The organism is Pseudarthrobacter sp. RHLT3-21, from assembly GCF_059383495.1.
Genome location: NZ_JBWZCI010000021.1, coordinates 34,186 through 54,746, shown reverse-complemented (window position 1 = coordinate 54,746; position 20,561 = coordinate 34,186). Strand labels below are relative to the sequence as shown.

Here is a 20,561-nt window from a genome sequence, read left to right as displayed (position 1 = left end):
TTCACTAAAGTCCGCCAAGGCTCCGGACGCGCAATCCGTGGTTCAGGAGCTCGACGAGGCTGACGCCCTGGACGGCCTGACCCCTGGTGGCGAGTTCATCGCCGAAGAGCTCGTCGTTCAGATCATCCCGCAGGCTGACGATGAGTTCACCTGCTGGTCCTGCTTCCTGGTCCGCCACCGTTCGCAGAAGGCGCGCGAGAAGGACGGCCATGCCTACTGCGTCGAATGTGAAGGCTGAGCGGTTCTGGCCGGCTGTGCCGGAGCATATCTGGGACAGCATCCGCGAGGAATTCACCCTGCCGACCGCGGCGGACCTGGGGACCCATTTCCCGTCTGAATATTGGCCTTCAGGGGGTCCAGAGGTGGTGCGGGTGAGCGCCGTGGTCGGAATCCCGATTGGCGTGGGTGAGCGCCAGTGTCGGTGTGGGTGAGCGCCATCTGTAAAGCTCCTTCCACCACGTGAGGGCCACGTGGCGGAAGGATTACCGGCAATGGTACGGAAGATCAAGGCGAAACTGGTTTTGCAGTTTCGCAATCAAGGCCTATCGGTCGAGGGAGACGAGCCAGAGGGAGAGCTTGCACATCTCAACGGCCATGTCGTTGATGTCTGCCCCGTAGAGGCAGTTCGCAACGACCTGCCGGATGGCACGCCCATACAGGTCCTTGCGGTGGCAGTTAGCAGGGTCTTCGTTGCTCCACGCCTCGACCACACGGTCAGCGAGGTAGCGCGCGGCTGCAACGAGGAACGCACCGGAGCCACATGCGATGTCAGCTACCTTGAGGCCGAGCAGCTCGTTGGAGGACTTCAGCTCCCATTGCTGGCTGGCAGCGGTCTGATGCGGGCCGGGGGAGTAGCACAGCGGCTGGAGAGCATGGAGAACGACCTCTTCGGCCAGGGATTTCGGAGTGTAGTGGGCGCCGGCGTTCTTTCGTGAAGGGGTCTCTTTCACGACCAGCCCACCGGTCACGACAACAAACGGATGGCCGCGCAAGTCCGGTCGGATGAGCCCAAGCCATGGCTTGATGCGGTCGCGCAGCGTGTTGTCGCCGCCAACGGTCTGAGTGAGGGCACTGACTGCACTCGGGTCGGCCGGTGCGGTGATGGCTTTGGCGATCGCCGCAGATGACGACGGGCTAGCGGAGGGCTGGTCTTTCTCAACCCATTCGCGTACCGCCGCGGCGAGCTTCTTCGGGTCGACGTGGGTAGTCGCCAGGTCTTCAAGTATGGCCAGCGGAATCTCGGGCTCGGCTCCGGTGGTTCCGATGATGCCGAGAGTGGGCTCACTGACGCGTGTCGATGTATAGCCGAGCAGGCCTTCGTAGATGTAGCCGATCTGCTCGACGTCGATGTCACGGAACGAAATCTGCCGGCTTTCCCCTTTTACGTAGGCCACCTGAATGGAGCGCAGGACGTGGAGCATTACCCGGTCGGAGACCGTGACGGCCAGAGCGCCCTGTTCATTTGTACCTGTGAGGAAGTGGAACCGTGCCGGGTCAAACAGCGATCCGCCGTAGGCGGGCATGCGCAGGTTCTCAAATGATGCCCCTTTGTAGAGAGCCTGGCTGGTTGCGAGAAGTCGGTGCCAGGTCAGCGAGGTGGCATCGAGGGCTTCCTCGCTCTCGTCGTTCTTCCGGGCAGTGAGCCGGTCAAGTTCGCCGGCGATACCGTAGCCCTGCTCGAAAAGCTCCCCCCCAGGAAGCAGGCCGCGCTCTTCGGCGAACAGCAGGAACACCGCCCGCATCATTACCGTGACGGCGGCCTCGTAGATGTCGTGGGAAGGGTCGGGAAGCGGGTAGGGCAAGCCACGACGTTCTGTCTCGGCAGCAGACTCTGAGAACGACTGTATGAGCAGTTCGACGGCTCGGCGCACCTGCGCGCCGAGAGCCTCGGTGATCTCCTCAGCTGCGGCGATGGATTCCTCGAAAAGGACGGGGAGACGCTCGGCCGGGTCACCACCGATGATGTGCTGCCTCCCGACCAGAGTGAGGAACGCGTCGCGGGCGCGGGGCTCTTCAATCCAGGTGAGCGAATCTACGATGCCGGAGGCAACCATGGTGCCCGGCCGAGCGCAGACGAGGCCCCACCAGCGGCCGTCGGTCACGATGCCGATTTCGACCCTGTTTTCGCGCAGCAGTGCCTCACAGCGGTCGATCGGAGTTGCAGCCCACAGGTCGCTGGGGCTCCGTGCGTGAGGCCTCGTAGCCCTGTTCAAGCTGTGTCAGCCGCGCGTTGAGCTCCATGCCGCCGGCGAGGGCTGTGTTGATGACGTCGTTCGTGTCTATCCCCTTGGCCTTGGAGCGCGCAGGTGCCCGCTTGCCGAAGTGGCGCTGGATCTCATCACCAATCACTTGGTTAACCGAGCCGAGGTCCTGCTCGACGTTTGCGACCTTCTTCGCGACGCGGGCCATGAAGGAGGCATCCGCCGCGTAGATGGAGGATTCAGTGGCGGGGGCGAAGTGGAAGACCAGCGGTTCCTGTTTCTGGCCGTACCGGTCGATTCGGCCGATGCGCTGCTCCAGACGCGACGGGTTGAACGGGATGTCGAAATTCACCAGCCGGTGGCAGTACGTCTGGAGATCGATACCCTCGCCAGCAGCATCCGTGGCGAGCAGAACCCGCACCGGTTCTTTCTCCGGGTCCTCGGTGAACTGTGAGCGGATGTACTCGCGGTCCTCGGGCGGGGTGGAGCCCTGGATTACGGCGAGCCTGTCCCCGTATCCGCGCTGGGTCAGCACACGGGTGAGCCAGTCGACCGTGTGGGCGTACTCGGTGAATACGACGACGCGGTCGGTCGAAAAATCAGTGCCGTCAGGACGGCACACCGATTCGAGGAACTTCAGTAATTCATCGAGCCGGGAGTCTGCACGGGACTCGTAACTCAGGCCCCATTCCATAAGGGCATTCAGCTGGTGGGGTTCGGCGGCGACCAGCGGGTCGGAGCCCTTCGACTCGCGCAACCGCTCGGCCTCGTCCTGCTCCCACAGGCCCTCTTCCTCATCCGACTGCCCCTCGCCGAAGACGTCATCGTAGTCGTCTGCCAGGCCGCGGCCAGCTTTGGAGCTGATGTAGCGCGAGAGCGTCTGTCCGAACGCGAACGGGCTGGACAGGAACCGCTTCTTCAGCAGCATGGTGACAATGTCACCGCTGGGTTTGGTGCCGTTGGCCTTGGCACTCTTGACGACGATCTGGTCCAGGAGCTCGAACATCTCCTGCTCGTCATCTCGCGGGGTGAAGGACAGCGCGCTGACCTTGCGCTTCTTAAAGTCCTTGCTTGTCAGGTCACTCTTGAGGCGACGGACCGTCACATCCTTGAGCGCCTTCGAATCCAGGAGCGCCCCGCGGGAGAAGCGCCTGGAATCGATCATCTCCATCAGAGCAGTGAATGATTCCGGGTGCCCGTTGTGTGGGGTCGCCGAGAGGAAGAGCCGGTGTTCGCACCTTTCCGCGAGCTCCCTCACCGCGATGGTGCGCTGCGTATCCACCGCGTATCCGCGTCCACCCGCGATTGCCGGGGGACTGGAAGGGGCAACGTGGTGGGCCTCGTCGACGACGAGGATGTCGAATGCGAAGCGTTTCGCCGTCTTTGGGCTTTTCACTTGGGAATACACGTCGCGCAGCAGCCGCTGGGAGCGGACGTGCGGCAGCCACGCCATGCTCACAATGACACGCGGGAACATCAGGAACGGGTTGGCGTGCAGCCCGTGGGTGCGGCGCACCTGCGCCATCAGTTCAGAGTTGACGATCGTGAAGTCGAGCCCGAACTTGTCCCGCATCTCGTCCTGCCACTTCAGGGACAAGCTTGGAGGGCACACGATCACCGCGGTCCGGGCACGGTGCCGCAGAAGCAGTTCCTGGATCACCAGACCCGCCTCGATGGTCTTTCCCAAGCCCACGTCATCGGCGAGCAGCAGGTTGGTGCGAGGTGCGCCGAGGGCGCGGCGCAGCGGCTCAAGCTGGTATGCCTCGACGTTCGCGCCCGACCAGAACGGAGCCTGATAGCGGTTCGGGTCGGCACTCGTAACCGCACCCCATCGCATCGCGTCCACAAAGCCCGCCAGCGTCGTCGGGTCATCAAACTGCTCGGCGTAGATCGTCTCCGGCAGTCCCTGAGCAGGGGTGACTGTGTGACCAACTTCCAGCTCCCAGACCACCGAAAGCTGCTGCCCGAGACGGTCCTCGTCAAGGGACTGCAGATCCACCACATGCGAAAGCTGCGCCACTGATTCGTCGGCCGGGCTTCGGGGCAGTCCCTGCGCCTGGACGTTGGCCACAGCCCATGTTGACCCTCGGACCTCGACGACCTGACCGGGCTCCGGCAACGGCGGTGCCGCGACAGCAGATGTTGACACGTGTGTGCTCCTAGCTCCGTTGCTTCACCCCATGTGAAACCCCGCACGATGCAACGGTGACGCACCGGGTGGATTCATCTAATCACTTGTCTGGAAATCTTCGTAAACCAGCAGAGTAGCTGGCCTTCTGGATCTGGAGAGGCGATCCTTGCGCGACGAGCCTCGCGAAGTCCGCCGGCTACGGCGTCGAACGGGCAACGGCATAAATTCGACCATGGTTGTCGTGGCTTCGCTGACCGCTTCAGCTAGTGATTCCGGGTGTGCTCGATCGCCCGCCCGTGATGCCCTGGTCCTTGCCGTAGCGCCACAGGATGGCGTCCATGATGCGCAGTTCGGAAATGGGTGTCTGGACCGTGGAGATCTGGTGAATGCGCGCCAACCGGCCAGCAAGGTCTGGGTCTTCCATAAAGAGGTTGTGCCAGTTCAGCCATTGGTCCTTGGCGGTGCGTTTGCCCACGACTGTCCCGATTACTTTGTCCCAGATTGGGATGAGTTGCGGTCGCTTCCTTGCAAGGATCTTGCTGGCGATGGTGGCCCCTACATCCCAGCGCGTTTTGGGTGTGCGCCGTAGCTCCTTCCAGAGCAGCCATGCCGGGCTGCCCTCCCCGAGCCTCGCTTGAGCTTCCCCGGCCGTGAGGTCGCTCATCTTCACGTCGGTGGGAATCAAGGCCAGGAGTCGCTGTATATGGGCTGCCAAGGGTTGTTCCTGCAGCCCGATGATGGCCTGGGCCGGCACTTTGACGCTGAGCATGGACACGGCGACGGCGTCGCTGTCGGTGATCCTGTCCCTAACATCAGGGCCGTCGCCGCGGTTCGCCCATTCATCAAAGTAACTGCCAGTACTGAGCAGTCCCGTCGTCGTGGACGGTTCGAGGTAGTAGCGTCTGAGCAGCTCGGCTGCGGCTTCGACGTTCTCGTCTTTCAGGATGACTGGTAGTTCCATGAAGTCCCCCTATGGCTTCAATGCGCGGGCTATGACCCTGGCTGACCCTGCGACGTCGCCGGGTAGTCAGTCTGTATGGCGAACCTCAATCTCGGGGTGGTACTTCGTGACCCACTTGGCCATCCGACTGTTCCGTTTTCGATGAACGCCAGCACGTTCTCCCTGTATTCGATGTACTCCAAGGTTGTGGCCAGTGTTCCGGAACGCTTGAAGTTGTTCGGCCTCAGGAAGTACTCGATTTTCTGGTAGTCGGAGCCGGGCGTTATGAGGTCTTGAAAGTGGAAGAAGTCCACGAACCCCTTGAAGGTGACGAAGAGTTCGAAAAGTCCGGGTAGGCGGTGGTGGACTTGGCGAGAGGGCTCCCCGGTTCTCTGGCGTAGTGCCGCCGGATGCATTCAAGGGTGAGATCCATGCGGTCGGCGATGAGCAGACTCATCCCTCGAGCCCTGTTCATGGTCCAGTAGTCCTTCGTTCGGACTGGCCAGATCATCGCGCTGCCAATGGTGTACGGAGTGTTCAAGTAGCGGAGCTTCTGCTCCTCGGTCAGGCCCGCTATGGCGTCGACAAGGGCCCTCGACCTCGGCTTCTTCGACTTTACCCATCTGGTGTAGGAGCTGGTGATGGCGTCACTGCCGTAGCAATGCCTCTTTTTATTGGCGTCCGTGAAGATGAGGTACTCGCTCCGTCTGGTTGTCACCTTCGGGGCGAAAAGGACGCCGGGACGCAGTTCCTTGGTCCACAGCAGCTCGTGGTCCCACCGGAGCATCTGACTGTCCTTGTCGGCGTCGGGATTGGTCCTCGAAGGGGTGTCCGTCTTGTAGTCGAATGAAGTATCGAAGACGCGTGGCTGTTGCTGCTGCGGGTATTCCGGATAGCTCAAGATTCCCCCAAAAACCAGAATGATAAGACGCGTTCATCGTACGGGAGAGAAGCCTTGTCAGCGATGACCATTCCGGCCAGAGGGAAGTTCCGCGAGAATCTCGTGGGGCCACTCTTTAGTGAGCACATTGTTTAGTTCCTCATTGGGGCTGCCCACACAGTAGGGCGTGTGGTTCGTGTCCAGGACGTCGAGGTTCACCGGAACAGCGAACAGGTCCCAGGGACGCTGTTACGCTCCAGAATATGGTCGACACGAAGATGACGAAGAGCGCGGGGGAGCACTGGGTGTGCTCGGTGCTGGCTCGGTACGACTGGGCGGCGGCGCTGACGCGCGACGGGCTGGAACGGACCGACATCCTCGCCGTTCAGACACACGTGCCTGGGCAGCGACAGACCATCGAGGTGCAGGTGAAGTCAACCAGATGGATGGGTGACAGAGGGAGATGGAAGCTCGGTCTAACGTCGCAGCTGCCGGCAGAATCCCGGCATGAGTGGTTCGCGCTGGTCATGCTCGATCCTCAAATGCATACGAAAGCTCCCCGGAGCTTCATTGTCCCGAGGGACCATGTGGCGGCCGCGGCGTGGATAGGACACAAGCACTACCTCACCGACCAAAGCGTGCCTCCCGGGACGCGCAACTCGAGCATGGACGAGTCCCGCGTAGCGATTGAGACATTTCTGGGCTACGAGGACCGCTGGGACCTGCTCGGGACGCAGACAGACAAAGTGCCTGTGATGCTGCCGGAACATTACCGCGGACTCGCCGCCGACCCGAGAGTCGGCCTACCGGATGAGCACCCTTGGAAGAAAAAACTTCCGAAGTGGTAGGCGGTGGCACCAAGGACCGACACTGTTACTTCGCCTGGTCTGGGTCCCAGTCCTCCGGGTCACGCTTCTCCAACGTCTCAATCAACGGCTCGAAACCGCCCACGCCGGTAGCCGCGGAAACAACGCGGATCTCCTCCGCCAAGTCCCGCCAGATCCCCGCATACCAAGCGGCAGGATCAGTACCACGCTCCAGCAGGAACGCATCCAGGGTCGCCTTACGGTAGACAAGCCTGGCCCCTCGTTTCTCAACGAGCGGACCCCGCCCGACGTACCTCAGACTTCGCAGAAAATCCGCGCTCAGGGTGTACCCCACGGGTCCACTAAGGTATGCCGCAGCCTCCCTGGAACTCATCTCCAGGTCCGGAGCCAACTCGTCCATTGAACTAGGCTCCATTGCCTACCGCAGGACCGGCCAGGTCTTAGCCATCAACCGGGGCGCCATTCTCGAACTATCCCCACAGGCTAGGGTCATCGATCATCCGAGCTCCTGTCCCTCCGCGAGTTCAAGCACGCGACCAACGGCGCTCTCGTAGACGCCATATTCAGACTCAGGACGGCCATTAAGGCAGTCGGCCACGAGCCGAAACAGCAAAGCGCGGACGAGGTACTGCGGAAAGAACCGCGCCTGGCTGATCGCTTCGAATAGCAAAAGCGGCGCGCCCTCGAAGCAGATTACGTCAATAGCGATCACAGCAACTGAGTAGTCGACGGGACGCCAATAGACGGTCAGATCGATAACGGCGGGTGGAAGAGCGGAATCGAACAAGACGTTTCCGGTCAGATCGCCATGAATGACGCCAGGCGGATCGAAAACGTGCTGCCGTCAGCTACGCCTCGTCGTCAGAGGACATCCAGCGGGATAACGCGAGTCGTTCCGAAGACTATCGTCCTGGAAGGCCGGACCAGTGAAGAGGCCCGGTGCGGGACACCCTTCAGGGCTCGGAATCTTCCGATGAATGAGGCAGCATCCGATTGACCGCGTCGTTCGTTCGGCGCACGGATCGTTCCACTATTACCGTTGCTGCAGCGCTTCAACCAGCTTTGGGGACACTTCACCGGACTCCGTTCGTCCATCTGCTGTTGATGTGAAGGGTCCCGCCGGTGGGCTGGTAGATGCCCAGCAGGGCCCGGATCGTTGTCGTCTTCCCGGACCCGTTGCTGCCCAGGAACCCGAACGTCTCACCCCGTGCCACGTCGAAAGACAGGTCTCGGATGACCGTCTTGTCCCCGAAATCCATCCTGAAATTCTCGATATGGACGAGTGCTTCGCTCATGGCTGTTCCCCAAAAATATGTCGGCAGATGCTTATGGGGAATCTATCCGCGGGTGGGCCGCGGGGGTTCAGCTCGGGGATGACCTTAACGGCGGACCGAAGAACGCGAAAGCGCATTTTCGCCAACAGGGCCACCCGTCCTGCTGAGCAGGCACGGGGCAGCGGGTTGGGGGAGAACAGTGACAATAGCGTGGGTAGTCCGACAGGCTACTTGATAAGTCTCAGGGCTGCGATCATTCCTGATTTAGCCTTAACGACCGCGCTTGGGCTGATATTCGAACGCTGGCATGCTCGGTTTGGTCAAGGATCCGAGATGGTCAAACAGCGTCGCCTCGACTCCTGGTCAGAGGTACCCACCATTATCCGTCGAATTTCCATGGGGAGGGCTAGCCGCCTGTACCGAAGGCCCGGTCCATTGCAGCGACCGTGTCACGCAATCCTTCTGGCAGGAGGTGAGAATAGCGGTCCAGTGTGGTGGTGATGGATTTGTGCCCCAGATGCTTCTGCAGCTGGAAAATGTTAAGTTCATGCTGCAACAGCCAGGAGGCGTTTGAATGTCGCAGATCGTGTATCCTCGGCCGCTTCGTGAGCCCGTTGGCCTGCGCTTTCTTAACTGCCAGATTCCACGCGTCCCAGGTTCGATTGTGCGGCATATGAGTTCCAGCAGTGTTGACAAACACAAACGAATTGCTCTCGGCGGCGATGCTAAGCAGCGGCCCCAAATCGGACAATAGGCTACTTCTCAGCCCGACCGTCCGCTTGGACTGCGGCGTCTTCGGGGGCCCGATGTGCGAAACGTTGTCTTCGTCCTTCGTCCATGCTCGGACCACTTTGACAACGTGCGTACCGGAGGGCGTCGTCTCAAAGTCCCTTGCCTTCAGCGCGGTGGCTTCCGAGTACCTCAAACCTGTCTGGATCAGGAAAGTGAAGAACGACACATACGGCTCAGTGAGTTCTGCCCGGACCAGACGCCACTCGTCCGGCGTAAGGAAGGTGGCCCTTTCCTCCGTGTCCGCGCTCTTCGGCAATGAAATCCCCTGGCAGGGGTTGTCTGTGCGTTGCTTTTCTCTGACCATCGTCTTGAATGAGGCCGAAATCAAGCCGTGGACGTTTGCGATCGTCTTGGATGCCAGTCCTTTGGATTGCATGCCTTTGACCCAGGAGACAATGTCTCTGTACTCGACTTTGGTGGCGTCCAGCGTACCGAGGCCGCCAGCAATGTGGCCGTTAAGCATCCCTCGGTAGCGTCGGATTGTATACCCGCCGACCATCAGCAGCGAGATGTGGTTCTCGATCATGCGGGAGACGGTGTAGACACCCCGGTAGTGAGCCTTGGTTCTCTCCAACGCCGTGTCGATATTGTTCCCGCACGCCTTCAAGACTGTGAGGAGCAACTCAGCGCTCTCTTCCGATTCCATCTTTTGTGTCTCGCGCTGTCTTGTCTCCGGGTCGATCCACCGCACGTAGTAGGTGATGGAGCCGTCTTTGCGTTTTCTATCTTCGATGTGAGCCATAAAAACACTATGCGGCGGTCCGGCCGGCGGGTGTCGCTTTTCCGCGTCCGCGTGGGCGAAAACGAAGTTCGCGTGGGTGGAGACAGAAAAAAACCCCTGGAATCCTTGGATTCCAGGGGTTTTCCCTTGTGCGCGGAGGGGGACTTGAACCCCCACCCCCTTTCGAGGACTAGCACCTCAAGCTAGCGCGTCTGCCATTCCGCCACCCGCGCAGGTGGTAATTCGGACAACGTCTACGCCTTTCAGCGTTTCGCTTTTCTCCGAAGCAGCGAGAAAAACTCTAACACGAACTTTCCGGAAACATGGAATCGGGGCGGATGAGTAGGCTGAAGGCACACGAGAACGCAGGTTGTTTGCAGCCTTCCCACTGCCCAAGGAGTTTCTATGTCTAACATCCGTGCCGAGGATGAAGTTGTCCGGATCTGCCAGGAACTCATCCGGATAGATACCTCGAACTACGGTGACGGTTCCGGGCCGGGGGAGCGGGTGGCCGCCGAATACACGGCCGGGCTGATCGAGGAAGTGGGCCTCTCTGCCGAGATCTTCGAGTCGGTGCCCGGCCGGGCAAGCGTTGTCACCCGGATGACCGGTGAAGATCCGTCCGCCAGCGCCTTGGTGGTGCACGGGCACCTTGATGTTGTTCCCGCCCTGCGCGAACAGTGGTCGGTGGATCCCTTTGGCGCCGAACTCAAGGACGGACTCATCTGGGGCCGCGGAGCCGTGGACATGAAGGACATGGACGCCATGATCCTTGCCGTGATGCGGGATCTGGCCAAATCCGGGCGGAAGCCCAAACGCGACATTATCTTTGCCTTCTTCGCCGACGAGGAAGCCGGCGGTGAGTACGGTGCCCGCTACGCCGTCGACAAGCGTCCCGAGCTCTTCGAAGGCGCAACGGAAGCCATCTCGGAAGTAGGCGGCTTCTCGGCAACCATCGGAGGGCAGCGCACGTACCTCCTCCAAACGGCCGAGAAGGGCATCTCCTGGCTCCGCCTGGTCGCGCACGGCCGGGCAGGCCACGGTTCCCAGATCAACACGGACAACGCCGTCACCCGGCTGGCTGCCGCGGTCACCCGGATTGGCGAGTACAAGTGGCCGATTGAGCTGACGCCCACCACGCGGCAGTTCCTGGACGGCGTGACCGAACTCACAGGGGTGGAATTCGATCCGGACAATCCGGACCGCCTGCTGGACCAGCTCGGCACGGTGGCGCGCTTTGTGGGGGCAACCCTGCAGAACACCACCAACCCCACGCTGCTGAAGGGCGGCTACAAGCACAACGTCATCCCGGAATCGGCTGAGGCCCTGGTGGACTGCCGGACGCTCCCGGGCCAGCAGGACCACGTGCTGGAGGTGGTGCGGGAGCTTGCCGGTTCAGGCGTCGAGGTCAGCTACGTGCACAACGACGTCTCGCTCGAGGTCCCCTTCGCCGGAAACCTGGTGGATTCCATGATTGACGCCTTGCACACCGAGGACCCGGGGGCGAAAGTACTTCCCTATACGCTCTCCGGCGGCACGGACAACAAATCGTTGAGCCGGCTTGGTATCACCGGCTACGGCTTCGCTCCCCTCCAGCTCCCCGACGACCTCGATTTCACCGGGATGTTCCACGGCGTGGACGAGCGGGTCCCGGTGGACTCGCTGAAGTTCGGCGCCCGGGTGCTCAACACGCTCCTCACGAACTACTGAGCGGCCTGCACATGACTCCCGAGGAAGTCCTGCCGGAGCCCTTGCTCGAGGCCATCCGCGGCCGTGCTGCGGGCTATGACCGGGACAACACCTTCTTCTTTGAGGACCTCGAGGAGCTGACCGCCGCCGGCTACCTCAAGCTCTTTGTGCCGGCGTCCGACGGCGGCCTGGGGCTTGGGCTCGAGGCCGCAGCGCAGTGCCAGCGGCGGCTGGCAACGGCGGCCCCGGCCACCGCCTTGGCCATCAACATGCATCTGGTCTGGACCGGCGTCGCCCACGTCCTGGCCGCAAGGGGTGAGCATTCCCTTGACTTCGTCCTGCAGGAGACTGCCAGCGGCGAGATCTTTGCCTTCGGCAATTCCGAAGCAGGCAACGATTCGGTCCTCTTTGATTCAAAAACGGCAGCCGCCCCCTTGCCGGGCGGCGGGTACAGCTTCACCGGTACTAAGATCTTCACCAGCCTTTCGCCTGCCTGGACCCGGCTGGGCATCTTCGGCAAGGACGCCCTCGCCAGGGGAGGCGAAGGCGAGCTGGTGCACGGATTCATCGAGCGCGGCGCAGCCGGCTACTCCGTCCTGGATGACTGGAACACCCTGGGCATGCGGGCCAGCCAGTCAAACACCACCGTCCTGGACGGCGTCGAGGTCCGCCCGGACCGGATCTTCCGCAAACTCCCGGTGCAACCAAACGCCGATCCGCTCATTTTCGCGATCTTCGCCTGCTTCGAGTCGTTGCTGGCAGCCGTGTACACCGGCATCGGCGAGCGTGCCCTGAACCTGGGTGTTGAGGCTGTCAAGCGCCGGACGTCGTTCAAGAATGCCGGCCGAAGTTATGCGCAGGATCCGGACATACGCTGGAAGATCGCGGAGGCCGCCATGGCCATGGATAACCTCTACCCCCAACTGCTGGCCGTAACCCGCGATGTTGATGCGCTCATTGAACACGGACCGCAGTGGTTCCCCAAACTTGTGGGGCTGAAGGTCAACGCAACAGAAACGGCCCGTCGTGTTGTGGACCTGGCCATCAGGGTGAGTGGCGGCTCCAGCTACTTTCGTGGGTCCGAACTTGAACGCCTGTACCGGGACGTGCTGGCGGGGATGTTCCACCCGTCGGACGATGAGTCGGCCCACAACACCGTGGCGAACGCCTGGCTGGGTCCGTTGGAGACCTGAGCGGGCGCCCGCCGGTGGCCGGTGAATCCCTACACGGTCCGCTGGACCTGCATCACCCGGCGGCGGAGCCAGAAGCGCCTGCCGCCGCCTAAATAAAGCTTGCTGCGTTCCAGCTCCCACTTGCCATACTCGGAGTGCTCCACAAGCCGGCGCCTGGCGTCAGGCAGTGAATCGTCAGGGCTGACCGTCAGAACGAGGTACTCGTACTGCCTCAGAATGTCCCGTTCCCGTTGGACCGAGCTGGTGAGAAAATGTTCCTTCATTGCTCTCCATTTTCGTCCTTTTCCGGCTAACGTGAAGTCATGAGCATCGATCCGCGTGTCGCGCTTCAGTCCTTGACAACCGCTTTGGAAGAACACCTTATAGCAGCATCCAACCGGCGTGGCGATGGCGATCCCGCGGTCGAAGCGTCTTTTTTTGCGGTCGCGGACGCGTTCGAGGTTTATGAAGACGCACTCTACGAGGCTTACAGCGAAGTTACGCCCCTTCAGGTCTTCGATGATGAAGAAGATGAGGACGATGAAGCCGGCATCGACGATGACGAGGACCTGGAGATCCTTAAGGACTGAGAGCAGCACGCCGCCAACGCCGGGCAACGCCATAACCCGGCGGCCCTGAACGGCGTGTCAGCCGGGCATGGAAACATCCTCGAGCGCGCGGGCAATTTCGGGCGGCAACCGGGTCAGTTGGGCGGCCATGATTTCTTTGGCCTGCACCGGAGTCCTTGGCCCGATGATGGCAGTGGCCACGCCATGCTGGGACAACAGCCAGCTCAGCGACACATCCAGCGGTGTCCGGCCCAGGCCCTTGGCAGCCATCGCCACGGCTTCCACAACGCTGGACGGCTGCGCCCCCAGGTACGGCTCCACGTAGGGTGCTGAGTCTGTGCCCGCCGCCCGGGAATCGGCGGGAATGGCGCCGCGGTACTTGCCGGTCAGGACGCCGCGTCCCAGCGGCGCCCAGGCCATCAGCCCCAGGCCGGCATCCTCGACGGCAGGAACCAGTTCCACTTCCGCCTTACGCTGCACCAGTGAATATTCAGCCTGCGCGGCTACGAGCGGAAACCCGGCCACTGCCGCTGCTTTGGCGCTCTGCCAGCCGTTGAAGTTGGAGATGCCCGCATAGCGGGCACGGCCGCTCCGGAGTGCAAATTCAAGCGCGGACAGTGTCTCCTCCAGCGGGACGTTGCCGTCCCATGCCTGGGCAAACCAGATATCCACGTAGTCAGTGCCCAGCCTCGCCAGGCTGGCGTCCAGGCCGGAGAGCATCGCATTGCGGGACGTGTCCACGGTGCGCCGGCCATCCGACGTCGACATCCCCGCTTTGGTGGAAATGCAGACTTCAGTGCGGGAGACAACGTCGCCCAAGAGGGACCCGATCATCGCCTCTGCGCGGCCGTCGGCGTATGACGCCGCGGTATCTATGAGTTTTCCGCCACTATCGATAAACGTCCGCAATATCTCCGAGGCGTCCTGTTCGTCGGTATCTCCGGACCAGGACATGGTGCCGAGGGAAAGGGCGGAGATTCGCAATCCACTGTTGCCGACGTAACGCTGCTGCATAGCTGCAAGCTTACGGGGAATCACCAGGGTCCATGACGTAGGGTCTTAGCGTGAACTGGTTTGAGGCGGCCCTGCTGGGCCTTGTGCAGGGACTGACCGAATTTCTACCGATTTCATCAAGCGCGCACCTGCGGATTGTGGGGCAGTTCCTGCCCAACGCATCCGATCCAGGGGCGGCGTTTACTGCCATCACGCAGCTTGGTACCGAAACGGCGGTGGTGATCTACTTCTGGCGCGACATAGTGCGGATTGTCAGGGCGTGGGCGGGATCGCTTACGGGGAAGGTCTCCCGGCAGGACCCGGATGCCCGCATGGGCTGGCTGGTGATCCTGGGCAGCCTCCCCATCATCGTGCTGGGCCTGCTGTTCCAGGACCAGATTGAGTCGGTGCTGAGGAGCCTGTGGCTCGTAGCCACCATGCTGATCGTCTTTGGGCTCTTTCTGGCCGTGGCCGACACCGTCGGAAAGCAGGACCGGGACCTCACCCAGCTCACCTACAAGCACGGTATTTTGTACGGCTTCGCCCAGGCGCTGGCTCTTATTCCCGGAGTGTCGCGATCCGGCGGCACCATCACCGCGGGTCTCCTGATGGGCTACACACGCGAAGCCGCCGCCCGGTATTCGTTCCTCCTGGCTATCCCGGCGGTGTTCGGCAGCGGCCTTTACCAGCTGTACAAAGTGGTCTCCAAGGACGGCATCACCGGCCCTTACGGCCTTCCGGAGACGGCGCTGGCCACCGTCATCGCCCTTGTGGTGGGTTACGTGATCATCGGATGGTTCCTCAAGTTCATTTCCACCCGAAGCTACCGGCTCTTCGTCTGGTATCGGATCTTCCTGGGCCTGGCCCTGTACCTTTTGCTCGGTTTCAATGTCATCGATGCCTAGCCGTAGGCTTAGGCTGTGAAATCCTGGATCTCCCGCCCTGTCCCTGTGCTGCCTGGCGCCATGCCTGACATCCGCCTGTTCGACACCGCAAAGGGCAGTGAAGTCATGCTCCGGGCCGGGGGCGAGCAGTCCATGTACGTCTGCGGGATTACCCCCTATGACGCGACCCACATGGGCCATGCGGCCAGCTACGTGGCGTTTGACCTCCTGAACAGGGCCTGGCGTGACGCCGGCCAGGAGGTTTCCTACGTCCAGAACGTCACCGACGTCGACGACCCCCTGCTGGAGCGCGCGACTGCCACCGGCGTGGACTGGCGGGACCTCGCTGCGAGCCAGATTGAACTCTTCCAGACCGACATGGAGGCGCTGAACGTCCTGGCGCCGGACCACTATGTGGGTGCCGTCGAGTCAGTTGACATCATTGTTCCTGCCATCGAACGGCTGGTCCGCCTGGGGCTGGCCTACCGCGTGCCTGGTACTGCAGGGGAGCCCGACGGCGACGTCTACTACGACGTCGAAGCTGCCGGTAAGCGGACGGTTGCCCCTGACGCCTGGACGCTGGGCTCCATCTCCCGCCTCGGTGAAGCCGAAATGCTTGAACTGTTCGCCGAACGCGGCGGCGACCCCGGCCGGGCCGGCAAGCGGCAGGCGCTGGACCCCCTGCTCTGGCGGGTTGCCCGCGACGGTGAGCCCAGCTGGCCGGGCGGCGAACTGGGCCAGGGCAGGCCGGGCTGGCACATCGAGTGCACGGTCATCGCCCAGCGGTACCTGCCGGCTCCCTTCACTGTCCAGGGCGGCGGCTCGGACCTCATCTTCCCCCACCACGAGATGGGCGCCGGTCACGCTTATTCCCTCACCGAGGTGCCGCTGGCGCATCACTATGCCCACGCCGGCATGGTGGGGCTGGACGGCGAAAAGATGAGCAAGTCCAAGGGCAACCTGGTCCTGGTGTCGAAACTTCGGGCCGCGGGAGAGGATCCGGCCGCCATCCGCCTGGCCATCCTGGCCCACCATTACCGTTCAGACTGGTCCTGGACCGCGGAAGGGTTTGCTGCGGCAAAGGACCGGCTGGCTGCGTGGCGCCGCGCACTCGCCACCGCGCCGGAAGGATCGGCGTCCGGCCTGATCGCGGAAATGCGGGCCGCCCTGGCAGCTGACCTGAACGCGCCGGCCGCCGTGGACGCTGTTGACCGCTGGGCCGCCTCGGCAGACGCCGCCGCGGCAGCGGGCAGCCAGCATGATCAGGCGCTGGTCAGTGACGCGGTGGACGCCTTGCTCGGCGTCGTGCTTTAGGGTTTGTCCCGGCCGCGACGCTTGAGGTAGCGCTCAAACTCCCGTGCGATGGACTCCCCGCTCGCCTCCGGGAGGTCGGCAGTGTCCTTTGCCTCTTCCAGCTGCCGGACGTACGCGGCGATCTCCGGGTCCTCGGTAGCCAGCTCATCGACGCCGCGCTCCCACGCGGCGGCCTCTTCGGCCAGTTCGTGGGTGTCCAGCGGGACCTGGATCAGCTCCTCCACGCGGTGCAACAGAGCCAGCTGCGCCTTGGGTGACGGGGCCTGGGCCACGTAATGCGGGACTGCGGCCCAGAGGGACACCGTGGGAAGGCCTGCCAGGAGGGACACTTCGGACAGGACACCCACAATGCCGACGGGACCTTCATACTGGGAGGCTTCAAGGTTGAGGCGCTCCCGCAACACGGCGTCGTCCGAGGATGTGCTGACCGGAATCGGCCTGCTGTGCGGAACGTCTGCAAGAAGTGCCCCCACCAGGACCACATAGTCCACCTTCAGCGCTTCTGCGTGGACCAGCAGCTCCGCCGTATAGGCCCGCCACTTGTAGGACGGCTCAATGCCCTGGACGAAGATGACGTCCACATTCGAATCCGGCGCACTGGCCTTGTAGATCCGCGTGGATGGCCACTTGATCTTGCGTTCCCCCGAGGCGTTCCTGCGGACCGTGGGACGGGTGAACTGGAAATCGTAGTATTCGTCGGCGTCAATGGACGCGACCTTCTTACCGCCCCAGACCCTGTTCAGATAGCGCAACGAGTCACTTGCGGCTTCGCCGGCATCGTTCCAGCCTTCGAATGCGGCCAGCATCACAGTGATGCGCTCCCCGTCCGCCACTGGCAGCAGGAACTGCTCCGGTTCAGGTGCGGCACCCGGTTCCGTGGTGTCTCCGTCGAAGCTATTCATCCCATCACCCTACGTCCAAGAACCGACGGGACGCATTGCATGAAGGGCCAAAAAGTGCGCCGGGGCACGCGGGCGCCCGAAGGCAATGCTGATATTCGCCGAGGGCGTATCCCACGGCCTGCGTTCAGGTGCGCCCCGTAGACTGAAACCATGCAATCCTCACCCCCCGTTTCCCCGCTCAGAGCCGTTCTTTGGGATATGGACGGCACCATTGTGGACACGGAACGCTATTGGATTGCCGCGGAGCACGCCCTGGTGGAAGCCCACGGCGGCACCTGGTCCCACGGGCAGGCCATGCAGCTCGTGGGACAGTCACTGACATATTCGGCCGGAATCCTGCAAGCGTCCGGCGTCCGGCTGGAGCGCCGGGAGATCATCGACACCCTGACAGCTGAGGTCATCAGGAGCGTCCGGCGCGCTGTTCCCTGGCGTCCCGGGGCGAGGGAACTCCTGGATGACCTGCACCGCGCCGGTGTGCGGTGTGCGCTGGTGACCATGTCAGAGGAGCCGTTGGCCCGCGAAATTGTGGAAAGCCTGCCCAAGCCATACTTCGAATTCCTGGTCACCGGGGACACCGTCACCCAAGGAAAGCCGCATCCGGAAGCGTACCTGACGGCAGTGGAGCTGCTTCAGGAGGCGGACCCGGAGCTGACCGTGGACCACTGCGTCGCACTGGAGGATTCAGCACCCGGAGTGGCTGCCGCTGTTGCATCCGGCGTCGCCACTGTGGCCATTCCACACATTGTCCCGATCCCTGAAGATCCCAGGCACACCATCTGGGAATCCCTGGCCGGCCGCACCGTTGCTGAGCTGGAGGCCATTGCGGCGGGCAGCCTGGCCGCCACGGCGGCAGGACCGGCCGCACTCGTACCCGGGAGTCCGTCATGAGTTCTGCGCCGGCCCCCGCCCGCCGGGAAGGAATCCCGCTCGGCCGGATCGCCGGAATCCCGGTCATTCTGGCGTACTCGTGGTTTGTGATTGCCGCCTTTACCGTCATTGTCTACGGGCCCCTGCTGCTGGAGCAGAATCCGGCACTGGGCGTCTCCGCGTACTACATGGCATTTGCGTACGCCTTACTGCTCCTGATCTCCGTCCTGGTCCACGAACTGGCGCACGCCCTCACGGCCAAGATCTACGGCTGGCCCACGCAGAAGATCGTGTTGAACCTCTGGGGCGGCCACACCCAGTTCGAGAATTTCACGGCGACGCCGGCACGTTCGGTCATCGTGGCCCTGGCAGGCCCGGCGGCCAACCTGGTCCTCGCCGGCGGTGCCTGGGTGGTAATCTCCACCACCAGCATGGGCACCGTGGCCGGGATCCTCACGAACATCTTTATGTGGGCCAACTTCGTCATCGGCATCTTCAATGTCCTGCCCGGACTTCCGCTGGACGGCGGCAGGATCGTGGAATCGGCCGTGTGGAAAGCAACCGGGAGCCAGGCCAAAGGCACCGTCGCTGCCGGCTGGGCCGGCCGTGTCATCGTGGTGGCGCTGGGCTTCTGGTTCATTGCCCGGCCGCTGCTGGCCGGTGAGACACCTGATTTCAGCCTCCTGATGATCACCATCCTCGTCGGCGGTTTCCTCTGGATGGGTGCCAGCGCGTCAATCCAGCAGGGCACACTGCGCGGAAGGATGCACCTCGTCAGCGCCGCTGCCCTGGCGGCTCCCGCCGTCGGAATTCCAGCCACCGCCATGGTGGCAGACATCCGCAGGCTGTCACCGGACGGCTCACGGGCCGTGGTGGTCTGCGGGCCGGACGGACGCCCGCAGGGTGTTGTGGACTCCGGTGCCCTCGCCGCGGTTCCTGACGACGCGGCCGGCTCCACGCCTGCCACGGCAGTGTCCTATGCCCTCGCCGCGGGGGCATACGTGCCGGAGTCGTCCCAGGGGCAGGAGCTGATCCAGTACCTTTCCCAGCTTGAGGGTCACGAATATGCAGTGGTGGACCATCATGGAGCGGTCACCGGCCTTTTGGCGCAGAACACGGTAGTGGCCGCCATCACCGGCAAGGCTGACCGGTCAAATAGGCATCCGCAGGGTCAAAGCCGGTAGAGTTACGTGCCGGCCGTGCATTGCCGCCGCGTGGCCGCCCGGAGGCCTGCGCCGCACCGGGCGGACCTATTTCGATGCGTGGCCCCACAGTTTTACAGGAGCGAGGAAAATCCATGAGCAGTGAATCTGTCGCCGAAGCCGCAGCACCATCCACCACCGGTGTTGCCGCCAATGGCACCCAGCCGGTGGGAGCTGCCCGGCGCCGCGGACCGTTCCGTGAAGGGGAACGGGTCCAGCTAACCGACGAGCGCGGCCGCATGAACACCATCTCCCTTGAAAGCGGCGGAGCCTTCCACACGCACCGCGGCTTCCTGAACCACGACGAGATCATCGGAAAAGCTGATGGCTCAGTGGTTGTGAACAACGTCGGCCAGCAGTACCAGACGCTGCGCCCGCTCCTCTCGGATTTTGTCCTCTCCATGCCGCGTGGCGCCGCAGTGGTCTACCCGAAGGACGCCGGCCAGATCGTCACCATGGCCGATATTTTCCCCGGCGCAAGGGTTGTTGAAGCTGGCGTTGGCTCGGGAGCGCTGTCCATCTCGCTGCTCCGGGCCGTTGGCGACAACGGCTACCTGCACTCCTTCGAACGCCGTGAGGAATTTGCGGACATTGCCCGGGGGAACGTGGAAACCATCTTTGGCGGCCCGCACCCGGCGTGGAAGATTTCCCTCGGTGACTTCCAGGAGGAAGTAGTCCGCACCGAGGCGCCGGGGTCCGTGGACCGTGTAGTGCTGGACATGCTGGCACCCTGGGAATGCCTCGACGCCGTTGCCACCGTCCTCGCACCCGGCGGCGTCTGGATCAACTACGTGGCCACGGTTACCCAGCTGTCCCGGACCGCGGAGGCCATCAGGGCTGACGGGCGCTTCACCGAACCCGACGCCTGGGAGTCCATGGTCCGCGGCTGGCACCTTGAGGGCCTCGCCGTCCGCCCGGACCACCGTATGGTTGCCCACACCGGCTTCCTGCTGGTCACCCGCCGCCTTGCCGACGGCGTCACCGGCATCTCCGTCAAGCGCCGTCCCTCGAAGACCGGCTTCAACGAAGAAGACGTCAACGCCTGGACGCCCGGTGCCGTCGGCGAACGCCTGGTTTCCGACAAGAAGCTCCGCCGCGCCGCGCGCGATGCCATTGCCGGCACCAACGTCAAGGACGAACCGGAGATTACGAACTAGTCCACATTTCGGGAGTCTCCAGCAGTACCTGCCAACTTGGGGCTAA

General features: G+C 62.8%; 18 protein-coding genes, 1 tRNA gene and 3 pseudogenes. 10 read left to right on the top strand and 12 right to left on the bottom strand.

The annotated features are described in order from the left end of the window. Position 1: 1 nt before the first annotated feature. A pseudogene (locus tag AC50YA_RS18160) lies at positions 2-238 on the top strand (DUF4193 family protein); the annotation flags it as partial. A 304-nt stretch (positions 239-542) separates the two neighbouring features. On the opposite strand, the gene AC50YA_RS18155 reads toward AC50YA_RS18160, so the two are convergent. From AC50YA_RS18155 to AC50YA_RS18140, 4 genes and pseudogenes are all read right to left on the bottom strand, one after another. Further along, entirely contained in the window at positions 543-2,102 is a 1,560-nt protein-coding gene (locus AC50YA_RS18155) for a DNA methyltransferase (RefSeq protein WP_494983616.1), read from the bottom strand. Between the two features lie 37 nt (positions 2,103-2,139). Further along, the gene (gene drmD, locus AC50YA_RS18150) at positions 2,140-4,350 is read right to left on the bottom strand and encodes a DISARM system SNF2-like helicase DrmD (protein WP_494983615.1); all 2,211 of its coding nucleotides are present in this window, start codon (positions 4,348-4,350) and stop codon (positions 2,140-2,142) included. Positions 4,351-4,591: 241 nt separating this feature from the next. Further along, positions 4,592-5,293 (bottom strand): DUF6308 family protein, encoded by a 702-nt coding sequence (locus AC50YA_RS18145; protein ID WP_494983614.1) that lies wholly within the window; start codon positions 5,291-5,293, stop codon positions 4,592-4,594. A 29-nt stretch (positions 5,294-5,322) separates the two neighbouring features. Further along, positions 5,323-6,173: pseudogene (locus AC50YA_RS18140) on the bottom strand (DUF6994 family protein). Positions 6,174-6,415: 242 nt separating this feature from the next. Between AC50YA_RS18140 and AC50YA_RS18135 the strand changes: the two are divergent. Then, positions 6,416-7,000, top strand: coding sequence for a hypothetical protein (locus tag AC50YA_RS18135; RefSeq protein ID WP_494983613.1), 585 nt, complete (start codon positions 6,416-6,418; stop codon positions 6,998-7,000). Between the two features lie 25 nt (positions 7,001-7,025). Here AC50YA_RS18135 and AC50YA_RS18130 read toward each other — a convergent pair whose 3' ends face one another. The 5 genes and pseudogenes from AC50YA_RS18130 to AC50YA_RS18110 form a co-directional block, all read right to left on the bottom strand. Further along, positions 7,026-7,379 carry a hypothetical protein gene (locus tag AC50YA_RS18130; protein WP_494983612.1) on the bottom strand — a complete coding sequence of 118 codons (354 nt, stop codon included), beginning with the start codon at positions 7,377-7,379 and terminating at the stop codon, positions 7,026-7,028. A gap of 96 nt (positions 7,380-7,475) precedes the next feature. Continuing rightward, on the bottom strand, positions 7,476-7,766 hold the full coding sequence (locus AC50YA_RS18125; RefSeq protein WP_494983611.1) for a hypothetical protein: 291 nt from the start codon (positions 7,764-7,766) through the stop codon (positions 7,476-7,478). A 307-nt stretch (positions 7,767-8,073) separates the two neighbouring features. Beyond that, a pseudogene (locus AC50YA_RS18120) lies at positions 8,074-8,274 on the bottom strand (ATP-binding cassette domain-containing protein); the annotation flags it as partial. Between the two features lie 385 nt (positions 8,275-8,659). Beyond that, a complete protein-coding gene (locus AC50YA_RS18115) occupies positions 8,660-9,787 on the bottom strand; it encodes a tyrosine-type recombinase/integrase (RefSeq protein WP_494983610.1) in 1,128 nt (375 codons plus the stop codon). Positions 9,788-9,916: 129 nt separating this feature from the next. Continuing rightward, positions 9,917-9,999, bottom strand: a tRNA-Leu gene (locus AC50YA_RS18110). 172 nt (positions 10,000-10,171) lie between these two features. On the opposite strand from AC50YA_RS18110, the gene AC50YA_RS18105 reads away from it, so the two are divergent. Next, positions 10,172-11,476 carry a M20/M25/M40 family metallo-hydrolase gene (locus tag AC50YA_RS18105; protein ID WP_494983609.1) on the top strand — a complete coding sequence of 435 codons (1,305 nt, stop codon included), beginning with the start codon at positions 10,172-10,174 and terminating at the stop codon, positions 11,474-11,476. Between the two features lie 11 nt (positions 11,477-11,487). Further along, positions 11,488-12,648, top strand: a complete 1,161-nt coding sequence (locus tag AC50YA_RS18100; RefSeq protein ID WP_494983608.1) for an acyl-CoA dehydrogenase family protein — start codon at positions 11,488-11,490, stop codon at positions 12,646-12,648. Positions 12,649-12,677: 29 nt separating this feature from the next. Here the strand turns inward: AC50YA_RS18100 and AC50YA_RS18095 are convergent, their stop codons facing one another. After that, positions 12,678-12,911 carry a DUF5703 family protein gene (locus AC50YA_RS18095; protein WP_056339951.1) on the bottom strand — a complete coding sequence of 78 codons (234 nt, stop codon included), beginning with the start codon at positions 12,909-12,911 and terminating at the stop codon, positions 12,678-12,680. A 39-nt stretch (positions 12,912-12,950) separates the two neighbouring features. On the opposite strand from AC50YA_RS18095, the gene AC50YA_RS18090 reads away from it, so the two are divergent. Then, a complete protein-coding gene (locus AC50YA_RS18090) occupies positions 12,951-13,217 on the top strand; it encodes a hypothetical protein (RefSeq protein WP_494983607.1) in 267 nt (88 codons plus the stop codon). 57 nt (positions 13,218-13,274) lie between these two features. Here AC50YA_RS18090 and AC50YA_RS18085 read toward each other — a convergent pair whose 3' ends face one another. Continuing rightward, entirely contained in the window at positions 13,275-14,210 is a 936-nt protein-coding gene (locus AC50YA_RS18085; protein WP_494983606.1) for an aldo/keto reductase, read from the bottom strand. Between the two features lie 50 nt (positions 14,211-14,260). Here AC50YA_RS18085 and AC50YA_RS18080 point away from each other — a divergent pair, with 50 nt between their 5' ends. After that, positions 14,261-15,094, top strand: coding sequence for an undecaprenyl-diphosphate phosphatase (locus AC50YA_RS18080; protein ID WP_494983605.1), 834 nt, complete (start codon positions 14,261-14,263; stop codon positions 15,092-15,094). Positions 15,095-15,109: 15 nt separating this feature from the next. Further along, complete coding sequence (gene mshC / locus AC50YA_RS18075; RefSeq protein ID WP_494983604.1) at positions 15,110-16,387, top strand: cysteine--1-D-myo-inosityl 2-amino-2-deoxy-alpha-D-glucopyranoside ligase; 1,278 nt, start codon at positions 15,110-15,112, stop codon at positions 16,385-16,387. On the opposite strand, the gene AC50YA_RS18070 is transcribed toward mshC, so the two are convergent. Continuing rightward, positions 16,384-17,289 (bottom strand): PAC2 family protein, encoded by a 906-nt coding sequence (locus AC50YA_RS18070; RefSeq protein WP_160670956.1) that lies wholly within the window; start codon positions 17,287-17,289, stop codon positions 16,384-16,386. The genes mshC and AC50YA_RS18070 overlap by 4 nt on opposite strands. Positions 17,290-17,487: 198 nt before the next feature. Here AC50YA_RS18070 and AC50YA_RS18065 point away from each other — a divergent pair, with 198 nt between their 5' ends. From AC50YA_RS18065 to AC50YA_RS18055, 3 genes are all read left to right on the top strand, one after another. Beyond that, positions 17,488-18,177, top strand: a complete 690-nt coding sequence (locus tag AC50YA_RS18065; RefSeq protein WP_494983644.1) for an HAD family hydrolase — start codon at positions 17,488-17,490, stop codon at positions 18,175-18,177. Next, on the top strand, positions 18,174-19,340 hold the full coding sequence (locus AC50YA_RS18060; protein ID WP_494983603.1) for a site-2 protease family protein: 1,167 nt from the start codon (positions 18,174-18,176) through the stop codon (positions 19,338-19,340). The genes AC50YA_RS18065 and AC50YA_RS18060 overlap by 4 nt, the downstream gene beginning before the upstream one ends. 113 nt (positions 19,341-19,453) lie before the next feature. Continuing rightward, complete coding sequence (locus AC50YA_RS18055; RefSeq protein ID WP_160670965.1) at positions 19,454-20,515, top strand: tRNA (adenine-N1)-methyltransferase; 1,062 nt, start codon at positions 19,454-19,456, stop codon at positions 20,513-20,515. The last annotated feature ends 46 nt before the right edge of the window (positions 20,516-20,561 follow it).